The sequence below is a fragment of the Moorena sp. SIO3A2 genome, assembly GCF_010672265.1.
GTDB classification, from domain to species: domain Bacteria; phylum Cyanobacteriota; class Cyanobacteriia; order Cyanobacteriales; family Coleofasciculaceae; genus Moorena; species Moorena producens.
Genome location: NZ_JAAHHC010000008.1, coordinates 1 through 22,177 on the forward strand (window position 1 = coordinate 1; position 22,177 = coordinate 22,177).

24 protein-coding genes and 1 pseudogene are annotated in these 22,177 nt (G+C 44.7%); 12 read left to right on the plus strand and 13 right to left on the minus strand.

All coding sequences use genetic code 11. The annotated features are described in order from the left end of the window. The coding region (locus F6K64_RS11870; protein ID WP_287265468.1) for a transposase at positions 1-198 on the plus strand (198 nt) is incomplete at its 5' end. Continuing rightward, the gene (locus F6K64_RS11875; RefSeq protein WP_008185202.1) at positions 199-468 is read left to right on the plus strand and encodes an AAA-like domain-containing protein; all 270 of its coding nucleotides are present in this window, start codon (positions 199-201) and stop codon (positions 466-468) included. A 123-nt stretch (positions 469-591) separates the two neighbouring features. On the opposite strand, the gene F6K64_RS11880 is transcribed toward F6K64_RS11875, so the two are convergent. From F6K64_RS11880 to F6K64_RS11895, 4 genes are all read right to left on the minus strand, one after another. Beyond that, positions 592-1,482: an ABC transporter permease gene (locus tag F6K64_RS11880; RefSeq protein ID WP_008185203.1), complete on the minus strand. Its 891-nt coding sequence runs from the start codon at positions 1,480-1,482 to the stop codon at positions 592-594. 355 nt (positions 1,483-1,837) lie between these two features. Next, positions 1,838-2,797 carry an ABC transporter permease gene (locus F6K64_RS11885; protein ID WP_008185204.1) on the minus strand — a complete coding sequence of 320 codons (960 nt, stop codon included), beginning with the start codon at positions 2,795-2,797 and terminating at the stop codon, positions 1,838-1,840. A gap of 262 nt (positions 2,798-3,059) precedes the next feature. Next, positions 3,060-4,778 carry a peptide ABC transporter substrate-binding protein gene (locus F6K64_RS11890; RefSeq protein WP_229419064.1) on the minus strand — a complete coding sequence of 573 codons (1,719 nt, stop codon included), beginning with the start codon at positions 4,776-4,778 and terminating at the stop codon, positions 3,060-3,062. After that, positions 4,763-5,245 carry a hypothetical protein gene (locus F6K64_RS11895; RefSeq protein WP_008185207.1) on the minus strand — a complete coding sequence of 161 codons (483 nt, stop codon included), beginning with the start codon at positions 5,243-5,245 and terminating at the stop codon, positions 4,763-4,765. The genes F6K64_RS11890 and F6K64_RS11895 overlap by 16 nt, the downstream gene beginning before the upstream one ends. Before the next feature lie 139 nt (positions 5,246-5,384). Between F6K64_RS11895 and F6K64_RS11900 the strand changes: the two genes are divergently transcribed. Continuing rightward, a complete protein-coding gene (locus tag F6K64_RS11900) occupies positions 5,385-5,597 on the plus strand; it encodes a helix-turn-helix domain-containing protein (protein WP_008185208.1) in 213 nt (70 codons plus the stop codon). A 163-nt stretch (positions 5,598-5,760) separates the two neighbouring features. Here F6K64_RS11900 and F6K64_RS11905 read toward each other — a convergent pair whose 3' ends face one another. From F6K64_RS11905 to tyrS, 3 genes are all read right to left on the minus strand, one after another. Continuing rightward, a complete protein-coding gene (locus F6K64_RS11905) occupies positions 5,761-6,792 on the minus strand; it encodes a pentapeptide repeat-containing protein (protein ID WP_008185209.1) in 1,032 nt (343 codons plus the stop codon). Beyond that, complete coding sequence (gene pyrF, locus F6K64_RS11910) at positions 6,785-7,507, minus strand: orotidine-5'-phosphate decarboxylase (RefSeq protein WP_008185210.1); 723 nt, start codon at positions 7,505-7,507, stop codon at positions 6,785-6,787. Before pyrF ends, F6K64_RS11905 begins: the two co-directional genes overlap by 8 nt. Positions 7,508-7,629: 122 nt before the next feature. Next, on the minus strand, positions 7,630-8,862 hold the full coding sequence (gene tyrS / locus F6K64_RS11915) for a tyrosine--tRNA ligase (RefSeq protein ID WP_008185211.1): 1,233 nt from the start codon (positions 8,860-8,862) through the stop codon (positions 7,630-7,632). A 719-nt stretch (positions 8,863-9,581) separates the two neighbouring features. Between tyrS and iscB the strand changes: the two genes are divergently transcribed. Further along, the gene (gene iscB, locus F6K64_RS11920; RefSeq protein ID WP_008185212.1) at positions 9,582-10,841 is read left to right on the plus strand and encodes an RNA-guided endonuclease IscB; all 1,260 of its coding nucleotides are present in this window, start codon (positions 9,582-9,584) and stop codon (positions 10,839-10,841) included. 160 nt (positions 10,842-11,001) lie between these two features. Further along, complete coding sequence (locus tag F6K64_RS11925; RefSeq protein ID WP_008185213.1) at positions 11,002-12,936, plus strand: transglycosylase domain-containing protein; 1,935 nt, start codon at positions 11,002-11,004, stop codon at positions 12,934-12,936. Between the two features lie 142 nt (positions 12,937-13,078). Here the strand turns inward: F6K64_RS11925 and F6K64_RS11930 are convergent, their stop codons facing one another. Both F6K64_RS11930 and F6K64_RS11935 read right to left on the minus strand, forming a co-directional pair. Next, positions 13,079-13,402 carry a DUF1825 family protein gene (locus F6K64_RS11930; RefSeq protein ID WP_008185214.1) on the minus strand — a complete coding sequence of 108 codons (324 nt, stop codon included), beginning with the start codon at positions 13,400-13,402 and terminating at the stop codon, positions 13,079-13,081. Positions 13,403-13,513: 111 nt separating this feature from the next. Beyond that, positions 13,514-13,681, minus strand: coding sequence for a pentapeptide repeat-containing protein (locus F6K64_RS11935; RefSeq protein WP_081431903.1), 168 nt, complete (start codon positions 13,679-13,681; stop codon positions 13,514-13,516). 134 nt (positions 13,682-13,815) lie between these two features. On the opposite strand from F6K64_RS11935, the gene F6K64_RS11940 reads away from it, so the two are divergent. Further along, a complete protein-coding gene (locus F6K64_RS11940) occupies positions 13,816-14,211 on the plus strand; it encodes an NINE protein (RefSeq protein ID WP_008185215.1) in 396 nt (131 codons plus the stop codon). A 5-nt stretch (positions 14,212-14,216) separates the two neighbouring features. Further along, the gene (locus F6K64_RS11945; RefSeq protein WP_008185217.1) at positions 14,217-14,765 is read left to right on the plus strand and encodes a ComEA family DNA-binding protein; all 549 of its coding nucleotides are present in this window, start codon (positions 14,217-14,219) and stop codon (positions 14,763-14,765) included. A gap of 286 nt (positions 14,766-15,051) precedes the next feature. Here F6K64_RS11945 and F6K64_RS11950 read toward each other — a convergent pair whose 3' ends face one another. Next, entirely contained in the window at positions 15,052-15,786 is a 735-nt protein-coding gene (locus tag F6K64_RS11950) for an SP85-like N-terminal domain-containing protein (RefSeq protein ID WP_287250715.1), read from the minus strand. Positions 15,787-16,562: 776 nt separating this feature from the next. On the opposite strand from F6K64_RS11950, the gene F6K64_RS11955 reads away from it, so the two are divergent. After that, positions 16,563-16,874: a hypothetical protein gene (locus F6K64_RS11955; RefSeq protein ID WP_008185223.1), complete on the plus strand. Its 312-nt coding sequence runs from the start codon at positions 16,563-16,565 to the stop codon at positions 16,872-16,874. 120 nt (positions 16,875-16,994) lie between these two features. On the opposite strand, the gene F6K64_RS11960 is transcribed toward F6K64_RS11955, so the two are convergent. Further along, positions 16,995-18,389: an IS200/IS605 family accessory protein TnpB-related protein gene (locus F6K64_RS11960; protein ID WP_008185225.1), complete on the minus strand. Its 1,395-nt coding sequence runs from the start codon at positions 18,387-18,389 to the stop codon at positions 16,995-16,997. A gap of 353 nt (positions 18,390-18,742) precedes the next feature. Here F6K64_RS11960 and F6K64_RS11965 point away from each other — a divergent pair, with 353 nt between their 5' ends. Next, positions 18,743-20,200 carry a S8 family serine peptidase gene (locus tag F6K64_RS11965; protein ID WP_008185227.1) on the plus strand — a complete coding sequence of 486 codons (1,458 nt, stop codon included), beginning with the start codon at positions 18,743-18,745 and terminating at the stop codon, positions 20,198-20,200. Between the two features lie 38 nt (positions 20,201-20,238). Here F6K64_RS11965 and F6K64_RS11970 read toward each other — a convergent pair whose 3' ends face one another. Beyond that, positions 20,239-20,364, minus strand: coding sequence for a hypothetical protein (locus F6K64_RS11970; RefSeq protein ID WP_267872046.1), 126 nt, complete (start codon positions 20,362-20,364; stop codon positions 20,239-20,241). Between the two features lie 288 nt (positions 20,365-20,652). Here F6K64_RS11970 and F6K64_RS38170 point away from each other — a divergent pair. The 3 genes and pseudogenes from F6K64_RS38170 to F6K64_RS11980 form a co-directional block, all read left to right on the plus strand. Next, a pseudogene (locus F6K64_RS38170) lies at positions 20,653-20,847 on the plus strand (glycerophosphodiester phosphodiesterase family protein); the annotation flags it as partial. Positions 20,848-20,858: 11 nt separating this feature from the next. Next, on the plus strand, positions 20,859-21,089 hold the full coding sequence (locus F6K64_RS11975; protein ID WP_008185231.1) for a PI-PLC domain-containing protein: 231 nt from the start codon (positions 20,859-20,861) through the stop codon (positions 21,087-21,089). A 54-nt stretch (positions 21,090-21,143) separates the two neighbouring features. After that, positions 21,144-21,416, plus strand: coding sequence for a glycerophosphodiester phosphodiesterase family protein (locus F6K64_RS11980; protein WP_008185232.1), 273 nt, complete (start codon positions 21,144-21,146; stop codon positions 21,414-21,416). A gap of 263 nt (positions 21,417-21,679) precedes the next feature. On the opposite strand, the gene F6K64_RS11985 is transcribed toward F6K64_RS11980, so the two are convergent. Next, positions 21,680-22,063 carry a DUF4346 domain-containing protein gene (locus F6K64_RS11985; RefSeq protein WP_008185234.1) on the minus strand — a complete coding sequence of 128 codons (384 nt, stop codon included), beginning with the start codon at positions 22,061-22,063 and terminating at the stop codon, positions 21,680-21,682. Between the last annotated feature and the right edge of the window lie 114 nt (positions 22,064-22,177).

The window sequence follows — 22,177 nt, forward strand, 5'->3', positions numbered from 1 at the left end:
TATCTTCCCGAGTATAGTCCTGATTATAACTTAATTGAATTGGTTTGGCATTCAGCAAAAGAATATATTGCCAATCGAGTTTTCAAATCAATTGAAGAATTAGAATGTTTGTTAAATCATCTTTTAAATGAAGGAGGGTTAATTATAAAATGGGTACGAAAAATAAAAAACAAAGGCAATGCTGTTATCACAGTTTAAATGCGCAACAGCTTAGAGGAGTTGTTACAAGCAGCAGCCACAGAAGCAGGTATTTACAGCAACCATTTACGACGACATTTGCAAGCACTACGACAAGCACCAGAATTAGCTAAAGCATTGCAGCAAGTTGTCACTTCATGGGAGCCAGTAGAATTAGATTCACTCCAGATTTACAAGCTACATAGTATGGGATTAGTAGAGCAGCAGGGTAATCGAGTCGTACCTCGATGCCATTTGTATCGTGAGTATTTTAGTCGAGTTTTGGTTTGAAACCATCAACCTAGATATTATCGAGTATCCTAGTTTTTAACATAGGCAAGTGGCTGTAGAGTGATTAGTCCAACATTTTCCCTCTTGCCTATTGCCTATTGCCTATTGCCTCTTGCCTATTCCCTACTTCCTCCTTGTTTGCGGATCCAAAGCATCCCTCAATCCATCCCCAATATAATTAATACTAAGCACTGTTAAAAAAATCGCTAATCCCGGAAAAATTGCCATATGAGGGGCTATTTCAATATAATTTTGGGCATCAAATAGCATTCTTCCCCACGTCGGAACATCAGGGGGAAACCCTAATCCTAAAAAACTCAAGGTAGACTCAGTAATAATCGCATTTCCCACCGCCAAGGTAGCTGCAACAATTACCGGACTAAGCACATTAGGAAGAATATGAGCCCAAATCAATCGACGAGGTTTAGCACCAATCGAGCGAGCTGCTGTTACAAAATCCATCTCTCGCACTGTCAAGAAACTAGCTCGTACTAATCGCGCCACCGACATCCAATTCAAGCAACCAATTACTAGCACTATCAATATAAAAATACCCAACTCTGGCCCAGCCAGCTGCCGCATGACATCTCGGAATAAATAAATCACTAACAGTAACAACGGTAGCTGAGGTAATGCTAAAAATAAATCCGTCAGACGCATTAGGAAGGTATCAATTACTCCTCCATAGAAACCCGATAACGCTCCAATTAAAGTTCCCAAGGAAATCGCCACTACCATAGCCGCAATCCCCACCGTTAAAGAGATGCGTCCCCCCCACAATACCCGAGCCAGTTGATCCTGCCCTAAATCATTAGTACCAAAAGGATGTTCCCAACTTGGTGGCGCACTGGATAGACTAAAGTCAATTTTGTCAATAGGTGTTTTATCAATGAATGGCCCTAAAACAATGGTAAGCACCATAATTATAAGTACAATAGACCCGATTACAGCCATTCGGTCTTGGCGAAACCGACGCCATCCATCTCCACCAAAAAACTTCCACAGAAAATTCATTTTTTGTATAGTGTATAGGCTTTTAATTAGGTGAGGTAAATTTTAGGGAGCAGGGAGCAGGGAGCAGGGAGCAGTTAAGTTCTAATAAGTAATAGTTTAAAAATTCTGTGTACCTCATTATATAGCAATTCTATATCCCATAAGGTACAAAATGACCCCCCTAAATCCCCCTTAATAAGGGGGACTTTGAGGTTGATAAGCGTACCTCATAACTGCGATAAACGCTATAATATAGACTGCTGTAGACCTCAGTTAGCTATAGCATTTATATCATGAATTGTGATAGTTTTTATTCCCTAATCCCTAATCCCTACTCCCTAATCCCTGTTCCCTGTTCCCTGTTCCCTGTTCCCTACTATATTATCTGAACTCTCGGATCTAGAATGCCATAAAGGATATCAGCGACTAGATTAAAGACTACAATTAAAATAGCGTAGATAAAGGTAATCGCCATCACTACTGGTGTATCGTTTCGATAGATAGAATCAATCAGCAAAGCACCAATTCCAGGTACTCGGAATACTTGTTCAGTGATTAAAGCACCAGTGAATACAGTAGGAATATCTAGGGCGACTAAGGTAACAACCGGAATCAGAGCATTCCGTAAGATATGGCGATTGACCACTACAAATTGATGTAATCCCTTAGCATAAGCAGTACGCACGTAGTCTTGATTTAGCTGTTCGAGTATGGATGAACGAATAAAACGCATCAATACTGCTGCTTGAAATAAGCCTAATACTACGATGGGCATGATAGACTGCTTGACTTGGATAACAAAACTATTCCAATCTGTTACCTTCAGGGTGCTGTCGTAGATAAACGGTAACCAATTTAGCTGGACACTAAACAGAATAATGAACAGCAAACCAGTGAAAAAGGTTGGTAGAGAAAATCCTAGAAAAGCCAGGGTGGTGACAATGTTATCAAAGATAGAGTAACGTTTAAGTGCCGAAATTATTCCTAAGGGAAACGCCAGCAATACAGCAAAAATATAAGCGGAACCTACAACCCATAACGTAGTAGGTAAACGCTGGAGCATTAGGGCACTAACAGGACTACGGCTAGTGAAGGAGTATCCCATATCCCCTTGGATAAATGACCACGCCCATTTAATATACCGAATCGGGATGGGTTGGTCTAAACCAAGGGCTCGACGAATATTTTCCCGCACTTCTGGGGTAATCGAAGGATTAGTGGCAAATTCCCCCATCGGGTCTCCAGGTGCTAAGGCCAGGATACCGAATACTACGATACTGATAGCAATCAAGGTGGGAATAGAAACTAAAAGACGATTAATTAAGTATCGCGTCATTGAAATTGATTATTAGTTAATTTGTAAGCATTCAGCTATCAGCCGTTGGCCGTTGGCCACGCTACGCGAACAGCCGTCAGCTAATGAACAGGAGGTAGTAAACAAGCTTATGCTGGTACGGCTCGTTGAAAATCCCTGCTCATTTTACTCATTCGACCCCCTATAGTTAAAATCCCTCCTAGCTGATAGCTGATAGCTGATAGCTGATAGCTGATAGCTGACGTTAATTGAAACTTGAAACTTGAAAAATTAGGAATAACTATCACTTCCGCTTCCAATCCATAATATTCCAAGTATTGCGATCCCATGGTGTCAAGTCATAACCCTCCAGCTGATTGCTAAACCCAGCTGCGTCAGCCCGATGGACAATGGGCAAAACTACCACATCATCTTTAACCAGTAAGTCATTCATCTGGATAAAGATTTTCCGACGTTTTTCTGGGTCTAACTCCTTTGTAGACTGCTGCCAAAGCTGATCGTATTTCGGATTACAGTAGCGAGCGACATTTTTTCGAGACCATTGATTAGCTTTCTGGGAAATTTCATCACAGGTATAGGTTTTCAGATACGCACCAGGGTCGGGGCTATCATTCCCTGTGGTGAACATTTGTAGGTCAGCATAGAAGCGTTGGTTAGTATCGGTGTTGGCTGGATCACCAGAGAAATAAATACTAGCATCAATACTCTTGAGTTCTACCCCAACCCCAATCGAGGCTAGGGTCTGTTTGACAATTTCCTGAGTCTTCTGGCGCACGGGATTGACCGAAGTCTGAAACAACACGGTCATCTCCACCCCATCTTTATCCCGAATCCCGTTACCATTGGTATCTTTCCAGCCTGCTTCCTCCAACAAGGCTACCGCTTTTTTAGGGTTAAATTCATAGGTAGTATTGGGAGACTTATATTGCTCTGGTAACACTAAGAAATTCCCTGTGGCTTTGCCCGTTGGTCCATAAAGCTGTTGGGCAATGGTTTCCCGGTCTAGGGCTAGGTTAAAAGCCTGACGCACTCGCTTGTCTTTGAAGAACGGATGGGGAAATTTGACACTAGACCGTTCTCCAGAGGGGGCTTGTTGATTGGGGTCGGTTTGATTGATTAAAATCCGTTCTACCAACGCCCCAAAGATAGCCACCACTTTACCTTTACCCCCCGCTTCCAGTCGCTTCAACACCGGTGCTTCCACTTGCAGATTGTAGGCATAATCCCCATCGCCGGTTTGTAAGACTGCTCTAGCAGCAGAGGTAGCATCACCACCGCCTTTTAGTTCTACTCGCTCGAAATAGGGTTTATCGGCTTCTCGGAAGTTAGGGTTTGGCTGATAAACTACAGTATCCCCTGGCTTAAATTCTACGACCTGATAAGGACCGGTTCCTACAGGCATCAAGTTGGCTGGCGCTTGTCGTGCATTGGCACCATTGAAATCTTGATATAAATGCCGTGGCAAAATAATGCCATCACTACCGGAAAAGACTAAAAACCAAGCTGGATTAACATCCTTGAAGTTGACTTTGACTGTGTAGTCGTCGATTGCTTCAACGTTTTTGATAGTTTTATAGGTACTAGCAGTAGTCGAACCTACGGCTGGATTGGTGATGAACTCATAAGTGAACACCACATCAGCAGCGGTGAAAGGGGTGCCATCGGACCACTTTACATTGCGCTTTAGTTTCCAAGTCACCGACTTACCATCAGCAGCAATTCCACCATTCTCTACCGTAGGAACTTCTGCTGCCAAAAACAGAACCATCTCCCCATTTTTGTCATAACTAGTCAGAGGTTCAAGGGTAATCCGACTCGCTTCGGAATCCTTGTAACCATTAGAAAGATGGGGATTGAGGATAGTGGGTGCTTGCCAGTACAGTAGCTTCAAAGTACTGTCCTGGTTGGACTGTAAAACTGCACTATCAGGGGAATTACAGCCAGTTAAACACAGAAGACTCAATAGAATCAGGATATAGTATCTAGTCAAAAATCGTCCCACCAACTTTTCTCGTTCACATACATTTGCCGCAATTGTTGCAATTCTGCCTCAAAAAGTACACGTTTGACTAGACCAACCAATTTTCCCCACTGATAAAGATTAAGCTTTGAGGAAGCTTGCTTAAACTGCTGGGCGTAGAATCGGCTCCAAAAACCCAGGGATTGCTTGGATTTGTGCCTTTTGTCCCGCCGTTTAAGCCAGCGGTCGTAATCTCCAGTTTTTGGGGGGTCTACCCCTAAAATTGGCGGAAAATCGGCGTAGCTGACAAATTGACTGACACCTTTGGCGTGTACGTAAACAACGTGCTGCCAGCAATCGATGCGATAAATTTCCTCTGGTTGGATATTAAAAAACAAGGCTACCGTATTTTCAGTGACAAATCGTGCCAGTGGATGAACCACTCGCGATTTATGGTTGATTTTAGATACGGTGACTACGGGTAATTTATGGCTAGGTGTTGTTAACATAATTAGTATTACCTCCATGTTTCTTGACATGAGGTTTGCTATGTGCGATCGCCCTGGTGTTTAAATTTTTTGAGGGCGATCGCTTTTCATAGTTTGCTCGATTGAACTATTAAACTATAAACTTCATCAATTGTCAAGTATGGGTTTAGTCAGACTGAAAGTACGAGAACTAGCACAGGAGAAGGGCTGGACACTCAAGGAAGTTTCTGACCGTTCCGGAGTGATTTACAGCACTGTAAGACACTATGCCCGCTGTCCTGGTCTAAAAACAATTGACTATACTTCTATGGATAAATTAGCCAGGACGTTTGATGTAATGGTTCAGGACTTAGTAGAGATTTTAGAAGAGTGAAGGAAATCAGCGCTAAATTCTTAAATCTTTCTAAACGTAAGCTATCAGCGTGTCGCGTATCAGCTATCAGCTGATGCCCGTAGCGCAATCGGTGCTTTTGAATAAAATAAGCTGACGGCTGACCACTGACGGCTGACCACTGACGGCTGAATGCTTTGCTGTCTCAAGGACGGGAATTGACGGGATTCTGTTCAAAGGCTCGAATTGTCCCAGCACGACAATCCCGGAGCCAAGTCTTAACCGCTTGACCAATAACACCATTAGTACTTTCCCGTGGCGGTGTAGGAAGTTTGCCTTCTGAAACAGAACCAATACGGGAAAAAATCATCACTAAGCGCCAGCCATCAGAGCTTTTGGTCAAAAATAGCCAGTGATAATTCTGAAACTCTACAGCTTTATCCTTGAAATACTTGCGCTCTAGGGTAGTTAGAAAGATTTGTTGAAGTGCTTCGCTATCCGTTGGGTTAGGTACAGTCGTGGATTGAAAGGACTTAAGGGGCAGAGGTTCAAACTCTGGCTTTCCTGCCACGATTACATAACTGAAATTGTCCACAGTGGAGTCTGAGCGCCGCGCCCTCTGAATCACTCGATTGGCATAGCTAGGTAAATCCTTCAGCAATAGGGAGGTTAAGGTTTCCACCTCTACCGAACAGGTTGGACGGGGTGAAGGTTGAAGGTTGGCAGGTCGGAGGAACCTTGAAGGGTTAAGGTTGGTCGGTTGGAGGTTGGCAGATTGAAGGTTGGGAGGTTGAAGGTTAGTAGGTTGAAAGTTGGCAGGTTGAAGGTTGACAGGTTGAAGGTTGACAGGTTGAAGGTTGACAGGTTGAAGGTTGACAGGTTGAAGGTTGACAGGTTGAAGGTTGACAGGTTGAAGGTTGACAGGTTGAAGATTGACAGGTTGAAGGTTGACAGGTTGAAGGTTGGTCAGTTGAAAGTTGGTAGGTTGTTGGCCAAAGGCGTTCGAGAAGGGTAGGTTCAACAGTAGACCTCTTTCAAAAGTAGTTTTCTGATACTGTTTTCGTGAATTCTTGTCCACTGTTCCCTGTTCCCTGTTCCCTGTTCCCAACTTCTGAAAGAAGTGTAGTTGAAAGTTTTCTGGGAAACCTTCTAGGTTCAACTTGCTAAGGTTCAACCCATTAATCTGTAATCCCAAGTAAGCAATTAGAAGTAATCCCGTCAGCTGAAAGCTATACACCAGTACCAGCTAATTCCTCACAAATCCTATTCCAGGCAGCCACTGGGTCGTCAGCAGCGGTAATTGGTCGCCCTATAACTAGGTAATCTGCACCAGCTTGTAGAGCAGCTAGTGGGGTCATTGCCCGTCGTTGATCACCTTTTTCTGACCATTGGGGGCGTACTCCTGGACAAACCAGGAGAAAATCATCACCACACACTTGTCGTAGCTGTGATACTTCCATGGGGGAGCACACTGCCCCATTCAAACCTGACTCTTGAGCGAGTAGTGCCATTTGTAAGACAAATTCGGGCAACTCGATCGGAATTTTCAGGTCAAAGGCCAAATCCCGGGAATTGAGACTGGTGAGTAGAGTAATACCAATTAACTTTGGGGGGGGACATCCCGCTGTCAAAGCTCCCTCAACTGCCGCTTCAGCCGCTCGTTTGAGAGCATTGCGACCAGCAACAGCATGAATGGTGATTAAGTCCACACCATAGGCGGCTGCAACCCTTGTTGCTCCAGCGACCGTATTGGGGATATCGTGAAATTTAAGATCCAGAAATATCCGCTTTTGCCGATGTTTGAGAGTATGAATAATCTCAGAACCAGTGCTCACAAACAGTTCCAGCCCTACTTTCCAAAAGCTAACCTCAGGCAACTGCTCCACTAATGCGATCGCATCTTCTTTGCTCGGCACATCCAAAGGAACAATAATCCGATCTTCAACCTTCAACCTCCTAACCTCCTAACCTTCAACCTTCAACCTCCTAACCTTCAACCTCCTAACCTTCAACCTTCAACCTTCTAACCTTCTAACCTTCTAACCTTCTAACCTTCTAACCTTCATTGATACCTTCAATCAACTAAACGGGCAAACTTCTTTTTCCCCACCTGCAAAACCTTTCCCACCAATTGATCAGGGGAATCAAAGGTCTGGTCAACCGCTGAAATGCGATCGCCATCCAACTTAACACCTCCCCCTTGAATCTGTCGCCTGCCTTCGCCACTACTTTGGCACAAACCGGATTCTTTAAGGATATAGAACAACTTAGCGGGAAAGTCCACAGAAGACAATGAAAATTCTGGCACAGAATCCCCCGTACCAGTAGTGCTACCCTTTACTAAGTTTAGTGCTGCCTGCTGAGCTTCTTTTGCCGCTGCTTCACCGTGATATTGGGTCACAATAGTCAGAGCCAATTGTTTTTGCTGCTCCCGTGGCTGTTCTGGAAGCTGATCCAATGGCACATCAGTCAACAGCTCAAAATATTGCGTCAATAGATGATCTGGTGTGCCCTCCAGCTTCGAGTACATGGTCAGGGGATCATCTGACAAGCCCACATAATTCCCCAAAGACTTAGACATTTTCTGTATCCCATCCGTCCCAATCAAAATTGGCAGCAGTAAGCCGAACTGGGGAGATTGCCCAAAATGCCGTTGTAAATCCCGTCCCAAGGCAATATTAAACTTTTGGTCAGTTCCCCCTAACTCCACATCAGCCTTGACTGCCACAGAATCATAGCCCTGCATCAATGGGTAGAGAAACTCATGGAGGAAAATAGGATTTTGTTGTTGATAGCGTTCAGCAAACCCTTCCTTCGCCAGCATTTGCCCTACGGTCATAGTGGCTAACAACTCAATAATCTCAGACAAATCCAACTGGTTAAGCCACTCAGAGTTATAGCGAATTTCTAGCCGTCCTGGGGTATCAAAATCTAGAATAGGGCGCACCTGTGACAGATAAGTTTCAGCATTTTCCTTGACCTGAGCTGGTGTCAACTGGCGACGTACCTCAGACTTCCCGGTAGGGTCACCGATTCTAGCGGTAAAGTCACCAATAATTAAGACAGCGGTATGACCAGCATCTTGGAATGCCCGTAGTTTTCTGACTGGGATACTATGACCTAAGTGGAGATCCGCACCGGTTGGGTCTATACCTAACTTGACCCGTAAGGGACGCTCAGCTTGCTTGAGCCGAATAGCTAGATTTTCACTCGGATCCTGAGAATCCGGTTGTAGGGGAAAAATTTCACTGGTACCTCTGTCTAGCCAAGCTAGCTGGTTAGAAAGGGGAATTTCAAAATTTGACATTGGTTGGGACTATGGTTGGCAATTAACTAGGTTAGTACAGATTGTTTAAATTTATCCTAAGGATCGTTTACAAATTCTAAGCAGCTAGACCGACACTTGCCAAAACCATGTCTAAATGCCGCTAACTATTATACAAAAAACCGTTGACAACTGTTACGAGATGCGGCTTTTGCCCACTCTTCTTGATGCAGTCGCTCATGGGGGGAACCCCCTTTGGCGGCGCTGCATCGCTTGTAAGATAGGGATTAAATCCCCCATGCTTTAGGCTCTCAAGGGTTCAATCGGTGGATGCATCTGCCACAGGGACTGCATCAAGACGGGAAATGACCGTCGTAGAATACAAAATGGTATGAATTGGCTAGAATTAGCTTTAATTCAAAAATTATTTATCGCTACAGTAGTTGAAGCTTAAGTAGAAGCTTACCTGTAGGGCTTGACACTTATCCATAACGTCCTGGCATTATTAAGAAATTCGATGCTCAAGACTTGTAAGTAATCCTCCTAGCCAAAGCCTAGGGAATTCCCGGTAATCTCCGGGATTGCCAACTAGGATGCAGACTCAGGTGCGATTCCTAGGTTGGTTTGGTTATGACACCCAGAGGTGAACTCCAGCTTCTGGCTCTGTCGCTAATCATTAAGACAAAGGCAAATGTGTGGTTAGCCCAACAAGCCATCCCAACATTGTCAAGGAACACATTACCAAATTGAGAGCACTAAAAATGCCAAAGTATGTATTTGTTATTGACACAAACAAGCAGCCATTAAACCCTATTCCACCAAAGAAAGCTCGTCGGTTGTTAGACAAAGGTAAAGCTGCTGTTTTTCGGATGTACCCGTTCACGATCATCTTAAAAACAGCGATTGATAATCCAATTGTATCACCTTGTAAAATTAAGATTGATCCTGGTAGCCAAACAACTGGATTTGCTCTAGTCCAAAACAACCAAATCATTTGGGGAATGGAGTTAGAACACAGAGGAGGGTTGATCAATAAAAAATTAGAGTCTAGAAAAGCTGTAAGGCACCGAAGACGTAATCGTCACACCCGTTACAGAAAGCCACGGTTTTTTAATCGCAAACGTTCAGAGGCTTGGCTCCCACCCAGCCTAGAACACAGGGTTTCGACTATTGAAACGTGGGTAAAGCGATTAACCAAGTTTTGCCCGGTCAATGAAATTTGGGTCGAAAGAGTTAAGTTTGATACCCAGAAAATGCCGAATCCCGAAATCAATGGTATTCAGTACCAACAAGGTGAACTAGCTGGCTACGAAGTTAGGGAGTACTTACTTGATAAATGGGGAAGAGAATGTACCTATTGCGGTAAACAGTCTGTTCCCTTGCAGATCGAGCACATTCACCCAAAGTCATTTGGTGGAAGTAATCGAGTCAGTAATCTCTGCTTAGCCTGCGAAAAATGTAATAAACGAAAAGGAAACAAACCTATAGAGGAATTCCTAAAAAAGAAGCCAAGTTTACTCCAAAAAATCAAAACTAAAGCCAAACAACCATTATTGGATGCGGCAGCGGTAAATGCAACTCGTAACAAGTTAGTGAAAGTACTCCAAAATATCAAGTTTGTAGTTACTGGAACCGGAGCGCAGACCAAGTACAACCGGACTAGACTGGGTCTTCCTAAGGAGCACTGGATTGATGCTGCTTGCGTTGGGGATATTGAGACCTTAGTCTTGAAAACGTCTCAGCCACTGTTAGTTACTTGCAAAGGGCAGGGAGGCAGACAAAAAGCAGCACTCAACAAGTACGGTTACCCCGTCAGGCACAATCCATTAAAACCAATTAAGGGCTGGGTCACTGGAGACATAGCCAAACATCAAAGACTAGGTATAGGCAAGGTAACTCCTAGAAGTAAAGGAAGCTTTGGATTTACCCCGTTAGGAATGAAGGGCTATAAAAGCTGCAACCCTCAAGATATATCAGCAATACACCGAAAAGATGGATACACTTACAGTTTTTGCAAGTAACTGCCGGAATTTACCGAGAAATAATTGTCCTAGACATTCCTGCTCTGCCCACCTATCCTTGGAATTGTCTTATAGAAAGTACTTATAGGAAGTAAAAAAAACACCCCAAGCACAGCCCCTAGCTTACATGTCTGTTCTTTAGTAAGGAAATGAAATCACCGTGCCATATAGCACTATTCGACAACCACAAGATCGGAAAAATCGGAAAAGAAAGCCTTCACAAGTATTGCAGTTTGTGCAAGGGGTGGCTCAGGTAACTGGAGGGACTATCCTCGGGGTTACCATGTTAGCTAGCTCGATTGTAGCTGGTGGACTTGTGGGCTTAGCGACTAGCTTCCGTAACCTGCCAGATGTGCGCATGCTCCGGAACTACACACCGACAGAAACAACTTACATTTACGATGTCAAGGGTAGACCTCTAGTGAGCCTTCATGGGGAAGCGAATCGGGAAGTGCTCGAATTCGGCCAAATCAACCCTCAACTCAAGCGGGCTGTACTAGCTATAGAAGACAGTCGCTTCTATATGCACTATGGGGTTAACCCCAATAGCGTCGGTCGTGCTTTTTTAGTCAACTGGAGACAAGGGACAGTAGTAGAGGGGGGTTCTACAATCACCATGCAGTTGGTGAAAAACCTGTTTCTGACTCGGCAACGCACCTTTAGCCGCAAAATCACTGAAGCTGTACTCGCTATCCGAGTTGAGCAAATCTTCTCTAAAGACGAGATTTTGGAATTGTACCTCAATCAAATCTATTGGGGTCACAATAACTATGGCATTGAAACAGCTGCCCGCAGCTACTTTGTTAAGCCAGCATCTGAGCTATCCTTAGGGGAGTCAGCCATGTTGGCAGGGCTAATCCAGTCCCCAGAAGAATACAGTCCCTTCAGCAACTACTCTAAAGCTAAAGAGCGACAAGCCGTTGTCTTAAGGCGGATGCGGGATTTGGGATGGATTACAGCAGCCCAAGAAAAACAAGCTAAGGAACAGCCCCTGTTAATTGGGAAAAGTACTTCCTGGAGCACCAGTAAATTGCCTTTCGTCACAGAAGCTGCTGTGGTGGAGTTAAAAGAGCGATTTGGTCAGGAAGCGGTCACCAAGGGCGGAATGCGAGTTCAGACCACGGTTGACTACGAATTCCAAAAGCAGGCAGAAAAGATCATTAATCGTGCTCATTACACCCTGCGTCGCCGTGGACTTTACGATAATCAAGTGGCATTAGCCGCCGTTGACCCCCGTACCCATTTTGTGAAAGCGATAGTCGGGGGATACAGCTATGAAAAGAGCAAATTCAACCGTGCTACTCAAGCTCGACGTCAGCCTGGGTCATCCTTTAAGCCATTTGTTTACTATACTGCCTTTGCCACAGGTAAATATTCCCCCCGTTCCACTGTTTACGATACCCCCGTTCGTTATCGAGATGGTAGAGGCTATTACAGACCCAAAAACTATGGTGGTGGCTACTCTGGTGCCATGAGCATTCGCACCGCAATTGTTCAATCGAGCAATGTGCCAGCGGTGAAGATTGGCAGGAGAGTGGGACTTGATAAAGTCGTTGATGTGGTTAAGACCCTTGGGATTAAGAGTCCGATGCAACCGGTGCTATCCTTACCCCTAGGGTCAGTTGGGGTAACACCATTGGAAATGGCAGGAGCCTATGCTACTTTTGCCAATAATGGCTGGCACTCTGACACTACCTTAATTGTCCGAGTGACCGATAGTAAAGGCAATGTGCTGCTAGATAATACCCCTAAGCCTAAGCTGGTGCTAGATCAATGGGCGGTTGCTTCCCTTAACCATACCCTAACCGGTGTAATTAACGGAGGTACCGGAAAATCTGCCTACATAGGGCGTCAGGCGGCGGGTAAGACAGGAACAACCTCTTCAGAGCGAGATGTATGGTTTGTGGGATATGTACCCCAGATGGCTACCGCAGTTTGGATTGGTCGAGACAACAACCGACCCCTTGGGCGAGGGGTAACAGGTGGTGGCTATGCCGCACCGATCTGGCGGAGGTTTATGGCTTACGCTTTGCGGAACGAGCCAGTGAGATACTTCCCTCGACCCTCAAAATTTAAGCGTCCTCGATCTAGATAAATTCTAGATAAATTAGGGATATCAGCCGTCATTATTGGCGGCTCCTTACTAAGGCACTCTCAATCCTGAGCCTAAGACCCTAAGCTCTCAGCTGTCTTGGCAGATGTCCATGTATACCCACCCCCACCAAGGGCGTTCCTGACTACAATTGCTTCTCTAGGTCTGACTTCATCCGCTCCAATGTCATGTTCATCTGGTCAAACATCTGCTGAGGGGTGATCCCAAATTGACCTAACTGAGTATTGAGCTGCTCTATGGTCATCTGAGCCATGAAGTCATCGGATAACTCGAAGCGCTTCATAAAAATACGATAGCGCTCCATCATCTGTTCCATCTGATCGATGAAAATCTTTTTGCCTTCACGGTCAAACTTGCCATAGTCGTTGCCCAATTTAATCAGCTCTTGGTAATCTTCAAACAGCTGTTTTGCCTCTTTTTGGACAATTTCCGAATCAAAAAAACCCATTGCTCTTACCTGTCAACCGGTTTGGTTGTACTCAATCGCCGCTTCTAATCACATTTTAATGTAGCGTCAAACCTGGACAAAATTCGGTTTTCCGTATTAGTCCGTTGAAGATTAGTCAGTTGTTCGCCCAAGGCGTTCGTTGTAGGGTAGGTTGGAGCGTTGAAGGTTAGACCGTTGAAGGTTAGACCGTTGAAGGTTAGACCGTTGAAGGTTAGACCGTTGAAGGTTAGACCGTTGAACCTTCAACCTATTAACCTGTAACCTGTTAACCTTGGCCAAAAGGCCACGCTACGGGAACAACCTATAACCTGTAACCTCTAAGTTTCGACTCTGAGATAAGTAATTATTATAGGAACATAGGATTGAAAGTTTTTGGATCTCCACCAAGCTATTCAACGCGGGTCAAAGCAAGTATGTTGAGCAAGCCAAAAAGCCGTAAAGTCGCTTCCCTACTGGCATTGAGTGGGGTAGTGCTCCCCGTTTGTGGATTACACAAATTTTATCTCGGACAACCCTTCTGGGGAGTAATGTACTTACTCCTGTGTTGGACACCCATTCCTCGCATTGCTAGTGCTATAGAGGGGGTGTGGTATTTACTACAAAGTCAAGATCAGTTTGACCTCAATTTTAACCTCGGTATTGAGTCTACAGTATCTTCCTCAGAGAATCCATCGGCTGGGATTGACCCAGCCAAGGTAGGGGAAATTGCCGATGCCCTAAGACAGCTAGACAGCCTGCGTCAGGAGGGACTAGTGTCTGAGTATGAATTTGAACAAAAACGTCGTCAATTACTTGACCTAATTGCTTGAGTTTCATGGCAATTTTTGATTGGCTATCACCCAAGACTCGACAAAACCCAAATCAGCAATCAATTCAGCATAGGCTGAAGCGTGACCCCTACTATCGGCTACAATCCACAGAAGAAATTGCTGTAGCTGCCAAATTGGGGCTCACCATTGATGTGAATCAAGCTGGTGTGGATGATTGGCTGAGATTGCCAGGGATATCTATCCATCAGGCGCGGACGCTTTTTGAACTCACCAGCAGCGGTGTGCAATTTTGCTGCTTAGAAGATTTGGCCGCTGCCCTAGGTTGGTCAGTACAACGTCTGACACCCTTGCAACCAATTTTGAGGTTTTGTTACTACGATGCTGAGAGTTTAGTAACGCCTGGGCTAGTCAACCCTAACACCGCATCTCTAGAACAGTTGACGAAAATTCCAGCAGTGGACTTGTTTTTAGCTAGAGCGATCATGCAAAATCGCTTTGATGGTGGCCCATACCGTAATCTGGCTGACCTTCAACGACGCCTTGAGCTTAATCCTCAGCTGACATCTGAGTTAATGTACTATTTAATCTTTTGAGATTAATAGTTTGAGCTTACTAGTTTTATAACCTATCCAGTTTACTACTTATCCTTCTTGGTTGATAGTCACTTAAAACTAGAAACTAGAAACTAGAAACTTGTCAGTGGCCAAGTCACAACTGAGAACTGAGAACTGAGAACTGACAGCTGATAGCTGATAGCTGAATGCTTACCACAAAACCTAAAAAAGGAACAGACTACGAGAAAGTGGTCTAGTTCCTACAGAGAACTGGTTGAATCAGCTATGCCGACGAAAAAATCCGGGAATCTTTAAAATTCCTAGGTCAGACCAATTCCTTAGACTTGCGCTTTAATGACGTCACACTTAATCCCAGCAAGCTTAGGCTGAACAAGCCCATTGTCATGGGTTCAGGAACAGGTTGAGAATTGGAAGGATGGTTAGGATCCAGAGTTAGATCAACATTAATATCAGCATTGCTAAGAGTAAAAGAACCCGTAGCACCTAGCCAGCCAGACATACCAAAGTTAGTGTTTTTGCCATTAGCTCCAACCCCAACCTGGAAGGCGTATTTACCATTTTCAGGTCTTTGGTAAAGATTCAGTTCCTTGCCATCGTAGAAACCTAGGCCACTTAAGGTCGCCCGAGTTTCATCCATGTTATAGTAGCGCCAATTACTAGTATCGACGGGGCCACCTTTTTCTACGTATTCAGACTTCGGTAGTTCCTTTTTAGGTCCTCCCCAAGGTTCTGGTGTGCTCTCGAACCAAATATCAACCTCCCATTGTTTAGTATCATCTTTTTCGGAAACGATGGTACCCAACAAATTAGCACTCCCATCATCGTATTCATTAAAGATACCTGAAGTGTCAAATACAAATCTCCCTGAGTCCAACTCAGGTAACCAGAAAGCATGTCCTGACCAATATGTGTCTGGGTTGCTATGAGCTTCATCGGCTAACCAGGACTTGACGATATCAGCTGCCTGGGCTTGTCCTACTGCTCCCAAAACTATAGACCCTAAAACTAATCCACTGCTTAAAAATTTAGTTATGTTCATGTTATAGACGCCCTAGTTATTTGAATTAATTAATTGACTGTAGTCTGTAACTAATTGGTTTACTAATTGTGTGACTAACTCGATCATAGCCTGAGCTGTCAGTAAAATCACGTTAAGTAAATTAACTGATATTTATAGTTTGCAAATCTGATGATTGCGATCGCGTTAGCGCTAACGTATAAAACGTATAACTTTTGTATTTTTTGTGTATAAATTAATACCAATAAAAAAATCCCCTCACTTTTGAACTGGCACCAAACTTGATTCCATGACCTGGAGCTAATCTACAGAAAAGAGCTGGTGAATTTTTTCGGTCCTATTCAGGACTATCAAAACAGCGCTGTTTCATTGTCCGACTAAAATGTGATTGGTAGGGATGTAGGGAGATAGGGAGATAGGGAGATAGGGATTTTTAACCTCAAAAAAAACCTCTCCCCAGCACCCCACCTTCCTTTCAATCCCATTGATCTGACAATTTATGCCAAAGAATTAAACAGCCCTGCCTCTCCCCACGCGCACCCGCCCCTCTAACCACACTCTTCCCCCGCCCGATTCCGGAATCCGGATTCCAGAATCCGGATTCCAGCGGGGGTAGCGCTATAGCTTGACAAGTTACCCTTAATTGAGGGAAACTCTAGGTTAGCCTATGGGAGGGCGAAGCAAAAGCACATAAAACCTAGGGTTTGAGCCATTAATTACTTGCCCGAATTACTGGCTCGAATGGGTCGCCCCTACCCAAAAATCAACGACGCCAGACTTTCCATCGGAGGGGTTCTATGCCGGAAAACACGATTTCAGCAGAAATTCAGTCATCCCCCAACCACTCTAGACAAGCTGCTTTAGCTCTACAACAACTTGGCTTCCGGATCCTGCACATTGGACCGACTATCAGTGTACAAGCCCCGCAATCCCTGTGGGAATCAACTTTCAATGTTTCCTTCCAACCACAGCAGAAAACCCTGATCCAGGAGATAGATGGCAGTGACGTTACCTATCCCAAAGCTGCGGTTGACAATCTACAAATTCCTGAGCAACTACAAACCTTGGTAACTGGGGTGATGTTTGTAGAACCCCCAGAATTTTTCTGATCCAGTTAACGATAATCCGAACATTGTCCAGGCTAGAGGCACAATCGGGTCGTGCCTGTAGTTTTCTATAGTCAAATCATGAAGCTTCCCCCACCTGGCTATCGCCGAGGTGGAGGTGTCCTATGCTAATCTTTGGTTATCCCTAACCCAGAGATCACACAGGCAAGCCCAGCTTCTAGGCGATCGTCCAGGGCTTTTGCTGGAACGACCCCCACTACCATTTCTGTTAGTGAGTTTAAACACACCTCTAGCACCAATGTTGTAAGCGCCGTTTAGATTGGCCGTAGGCCACGCTACGCGAACGGCATTAAACCGCTTACCTGAGGAGAAGGTTGCTAGGGCATAATTTTTTGAATCACGTTTGACCTTGCCGGAACCATCGTAGGCGAGTTTGGAGGTATAAGCTGCCACAACCTCTATTACTTTGCCGCCTAACTCAACCCATTTCATCTCAGTAAAATCGCGAATTTTTGCTTTGAGCCATCCATGAAACCTTTGCCGGAGGTTAGAGCGTTTCCGTCCCCCTTTGGGCTTCCATCCCTTAAGACTCTCAAACACAATTGCTTCGGAGTTAAACTCTTCAGCAATCTGAACAATTCGCTTAGAAACAATGTGCCCGATTTGGTGATTGATTCTCCGGCATTTTTGATAGGTCTTGGAGCAAAAACCTTTATGAAGTTTTCCTCCTTTGCCCATAGTCTTAGATGCCCGCATAGATACGGACTTTAGTCGCTTATCCCGACGGTCTATGTCTCTTCCTGGGTGTATAAATTTCCTGTGGATTACAGTGCCGCTGTGGGTTACAACTGAGATTGTCGCAGTAGTATTAATTCCTAGATCTACTGCTGTTACATTAGCCTCTGGTTTTCGTTTTTCTGGCTTACAACTGAACGGAACGGATAAATGACAGACCCTTTCATTGAATATCAATGAAGGCGATAGTATTTTGTTACTAGCTATTTGGTGTCTTTCTCTTAGGCCGGTAATTTGAACTGTAGTCCAAACCCAATCTAAGCCATTAAATACCTTGATATCGACTTGGTTAAAGCCATGTAATTTATAGCATTGACCCTTGTATAAAGCTGGGTAGCAACCAGTATCAGCATTCAGTCTCGGAGGACTATCGCTGCGTCTTTTTCTAGTGCCCGCTTGCCATTCTCGGTAACGGGTCACAAAACTACTAACCTGACCCGCAGCAAAAGCGTTCGCGAAGCGTCGGCTTTGCCGAATCGCAGCACGACGGTAATAACTGGGAAATTTGTAGAATGCTTGATTAAACTGAGGATACTTTATATTAGGACGCTTGGCAGTCTCATGCATTAGACGTTCAACAGCAGGAGTTAGTTGATCAGCTGTCAAGCAACCTAATTCAGACCAGTGAGTATAAATGATTCCAACCAAATATCGACAAGCACGGCGGTACACCTTAACCGTCTCCCCAAATAGCAATTTTTGATCGGGGGTTGGATTTAGTTTCCACTTATCGGTTCTAATTACTTTGGTTGCCGCTTTCACTGGTCTAAATAAAATAAATTATATTTATTATTTTAACCTATCAAATATAAGGCGGCAATTATTTAATTTTTGCTTCATGTTTTTAGCGATTGGTTTTGGCATGGACTAACCCCCACCTGAACGAGGTGGGGGAATGCGTCACACGGTTTGTTCAATAGTCAAAAACACCCTGGGGAATTTTAAACAAAAACCGAACAAAACACAAGTACCCACGAGGGTGACGTCAATATGTGATCACATATACCACACTAAAGAAGTAAACCAAAGAAGTAAACCAACTTGGTTTGTTGATCAACAAAGACAGCCATAGTCATCAACCGCTGTCTAACTAGGATTTAACTAACAGGATAATTATGATACAACAACTACAGACTGGACAAGAGCGAGTTTCCTTTGAAGCCATTCTCGTATCAGAAAGTGGCCAGTCCATGTTCGCCACTGACACCTACCTCCAACCGGAGAATCTTCAACAATTCGCCCCACCCCCTGGACGGGGCATTCAAGCTGCAAATGTTTTACAATCCCTTGGCTTTCGCGTCCAGCAAATCGGAACCTTTTCCATTAGTGCTGATGGACCACGGGAACTGTGGGAACGGGTCTTTAGCACCCGAGTTGAACGGGACAGCCAACTCATTAGCGAGGCTCATCCGAACCTGGGACAAGTGACCTTCTTGCGCCATGTTGCTGGTGCTCCCTTTACCATTCCCGAAGAGCTATCTGGGTTGATAGAGCGCGCTTATCCCCAACGTCCACCGATTTTATTTGAGTCGCCACTGCCTCCACGGGTTCGTTATCATCACCTTAATGTTCCCTCTGATGTAGCTATGGTATGTCGCTCGACCCCTGTCCACAAAGTCGGGGTAACCGGTAAGGGAGTTTTAGTAGCAATGGTAGACACTGGATTCTACAAGCATCCCTTTTACGAGTGGCATGGCTACAACTACCAGGCAACCCTGGCACCAGATGCTCAAAACGTGGAGCGGGATGAGAATGGTCATGGTACGGCTGAAGCAGCAAATATTTTTGCCAATGCACCGGATATTGACTTTATTGGTGTCAAAATGGGGAGTAACCCCACCCTGGCGTTTAAGATGGCATCGGATTTACATCCAGCGGTGATGACCAACAGCTGGGGCATGAGTATCCCAGAAGGCCATCTACCGAATTTCCTCAAGCCCCTAGAGGCAGCAGTTATTGAAGCAGTCAAAGAGCGTGGTATTACCGTCTGTTTCTCTGCTGGTAACGGACACTATGGATTTCCTGGTCAGATGCCAGAAGTGATTTCTGTGGGTGGAGTCTATGCCCACGATACTGTTGAGGGCAATGACTTTCGGTTAGAAGCTTCCAACTACGCCAGTAGCTTTGATAGCCAAATTTATCCAGGACGCCACGTCCCTGATCTGTGTGGACTGGTGGGAATGCGACCCCGGGCTGCCTATATCATGTTGCCCGTTGAACCAGGGGACGAAATTGACCAAGGCTTGGGCGGCGGTGAGTATCCGAATCAGGACGAAACGGCTACTGATGATGGCTGGGCGGTGATCAGCGGTACTAGTGCTGCTTCTCCCCAAGTAGCGGGTGTTTGTGCCTTGCTTAAGCAGGTGCAACCTGGTCTGTCTCCATCCCTGATTAAGCAGATTCTACGGGCATCAGCGCGAGATGTTAAGCTGGGCAAGAGCGCCCATGGTCAACCAGCAGGAGAGGGACACGACGGAGCAACTGGATCCGGTTTGGTGGATTCCTATGCAGCCTATAAGTTAGCTCGCTCCGTGACCATTCGCAATGTTCATGACTTGCCAGCACCTCGATGATATAGCGCTTCTCAAATAGGTGAGCTATATTTGAGATTTTAGGGAATAGGGAGTCGGGAGTCGGGAGTCGGGAGCGGTGCGACCCGTGGCGAATTTAATTCGACGACTGTAAGCGCACCGAGGGAGTCGGGAGTCGGGAGTCGGGAACTTCGGATCAGTAGCAAAGAGCGATGCAGTGGCTCATGGGGGAGGGGTTGTGTGCAATGGCTTGCCTCCCCGCCTTGAACGCCTTAACAAGGGGGGGACACAACCGTTGCTCATCTGACTCCCCACCTACCCATACCTCCCACACTTCCCACACCTCCCACACTTACCCTGTTCCCTGCTCCGAAGTCCCTGTTCCCTATTCCCTGTTCCCTTTGCTACATATGCTGACTAATAGGATAATTGCCCATCGTGGAGCTTCTAATTGTGCCAAAGAAAATACTACTACTATTTAAGCCAAAGAAAAAGCGATTGAACTTGGGGCTGACTTTATCGAATTTGATGTAAGAATCACTAAAGATGGGGTATTGATTTCCCATCATGATCCAATGATAGCTAATAAAGCTATCAGTCAGTTAAGCTTTGCAGAAATAAAGGGAGCATCCCATTTTGGAAACAATATTACCCAAAGCAACGATATTTCAAGGGTTTCAGCCCCCTAAAAAGAGCTAACGTGCCAAATTGGGATGCTCCCGAAATAAATCGCATTGCTGGTCAGCAAGGGTTTAGAGTGCCTACGGTTGAAGACGTTTTAAGACTGACTCGTAACAAGATTAAACTAGCGGTTGAATTAAAAGAGGAAGGCTATGAAGAAAAAGTCATGGCCTTAGTAATGGGATATACCAACATAGATTACTTTGTAATTTTATCATTTAATATTCCATCGTTAAGATGGATAAAATAAAATTATCCTGAAGTTAAAACGGGATTGTTATTAAGTAAAAAAAATAATAAATTTATGATTATATTACTGAGGGTTTTCGGGATTTTGGTGTTTCAGAAACTGATCAGATTTACCCCATATATACTAGCACTACAGTGGGAAACGTTAAAATTTGGTTTATTGAAAATTGCTGCTAAACAGGGCAAACCGGTTTTTGTTTGGACTGTAAATGATCAAAAAACGATTGGAAAGCTTCTAAATGATAATCGGGTACATGGTATAATCACCGACAGACCTGACTTAGCTCGTAAGCTATTAGCTATCAGCCGTCAGCCGTCAGCTTTTTAAGAAAACAGGTAAGCATTAGCTATCAGCTATCAGTGGTCAGCCGTCAGCTTTTTAAGAAAACAGGTAAGCATTCGTTTAATCTCTTTTAGGTCTGCTGTCAGGGATTCATAGTCTTTGGCTGAATGCTGATAGCTGAATGCTGATAGCTGAATGCTGATAGCTGAATGCTGATAGCTGAATGCTGATAGCTGAATGCTGATAGCTGAATGCTGATAGCTGAATGCTGATAGCTGAATGCTGATGGCTGAATGCTTACCTATTCACTAATCTTGAATATACTCTTCGCCATTGATCATGGCTATCTCGGCTCTGACAAATTCTCGTCCTAGGTAAAGGGCGTGATCGAAACGACTTAAAGGACAGGGTTTAGTTTCTTCGGTAATTTTCATGCCTAGTTCCTTGGCTGTCCTACCTTTGAAAATAGCGGTGGGAGTACGGTTTAATTTACCATCGCAGGGAAATGGTTCTCCGGTTTCTGGATCAACTGCTAAGCCTTTCTCATTAATTTTGTTACTGTAGTGTTCAGCACAGATCAGACTTGCCTCTCGGTCTATGTAAATAATGAAGTAGCCCTCTGGATCGAGTTCAATAAAGCGTTTGGAGAGCTTCTCATCAATAGCAGTCATGTCTTGGGCAGTGATCATCATGGTGAACGGTCAAGGGCTAAAGCTGATGGCAAATTCCACTATTATAACTTTAACAGAACAATTAGACAAGGTCAGTTCATGTAGTTCATGTAGGGTGGGCAGTGCACCAGACAG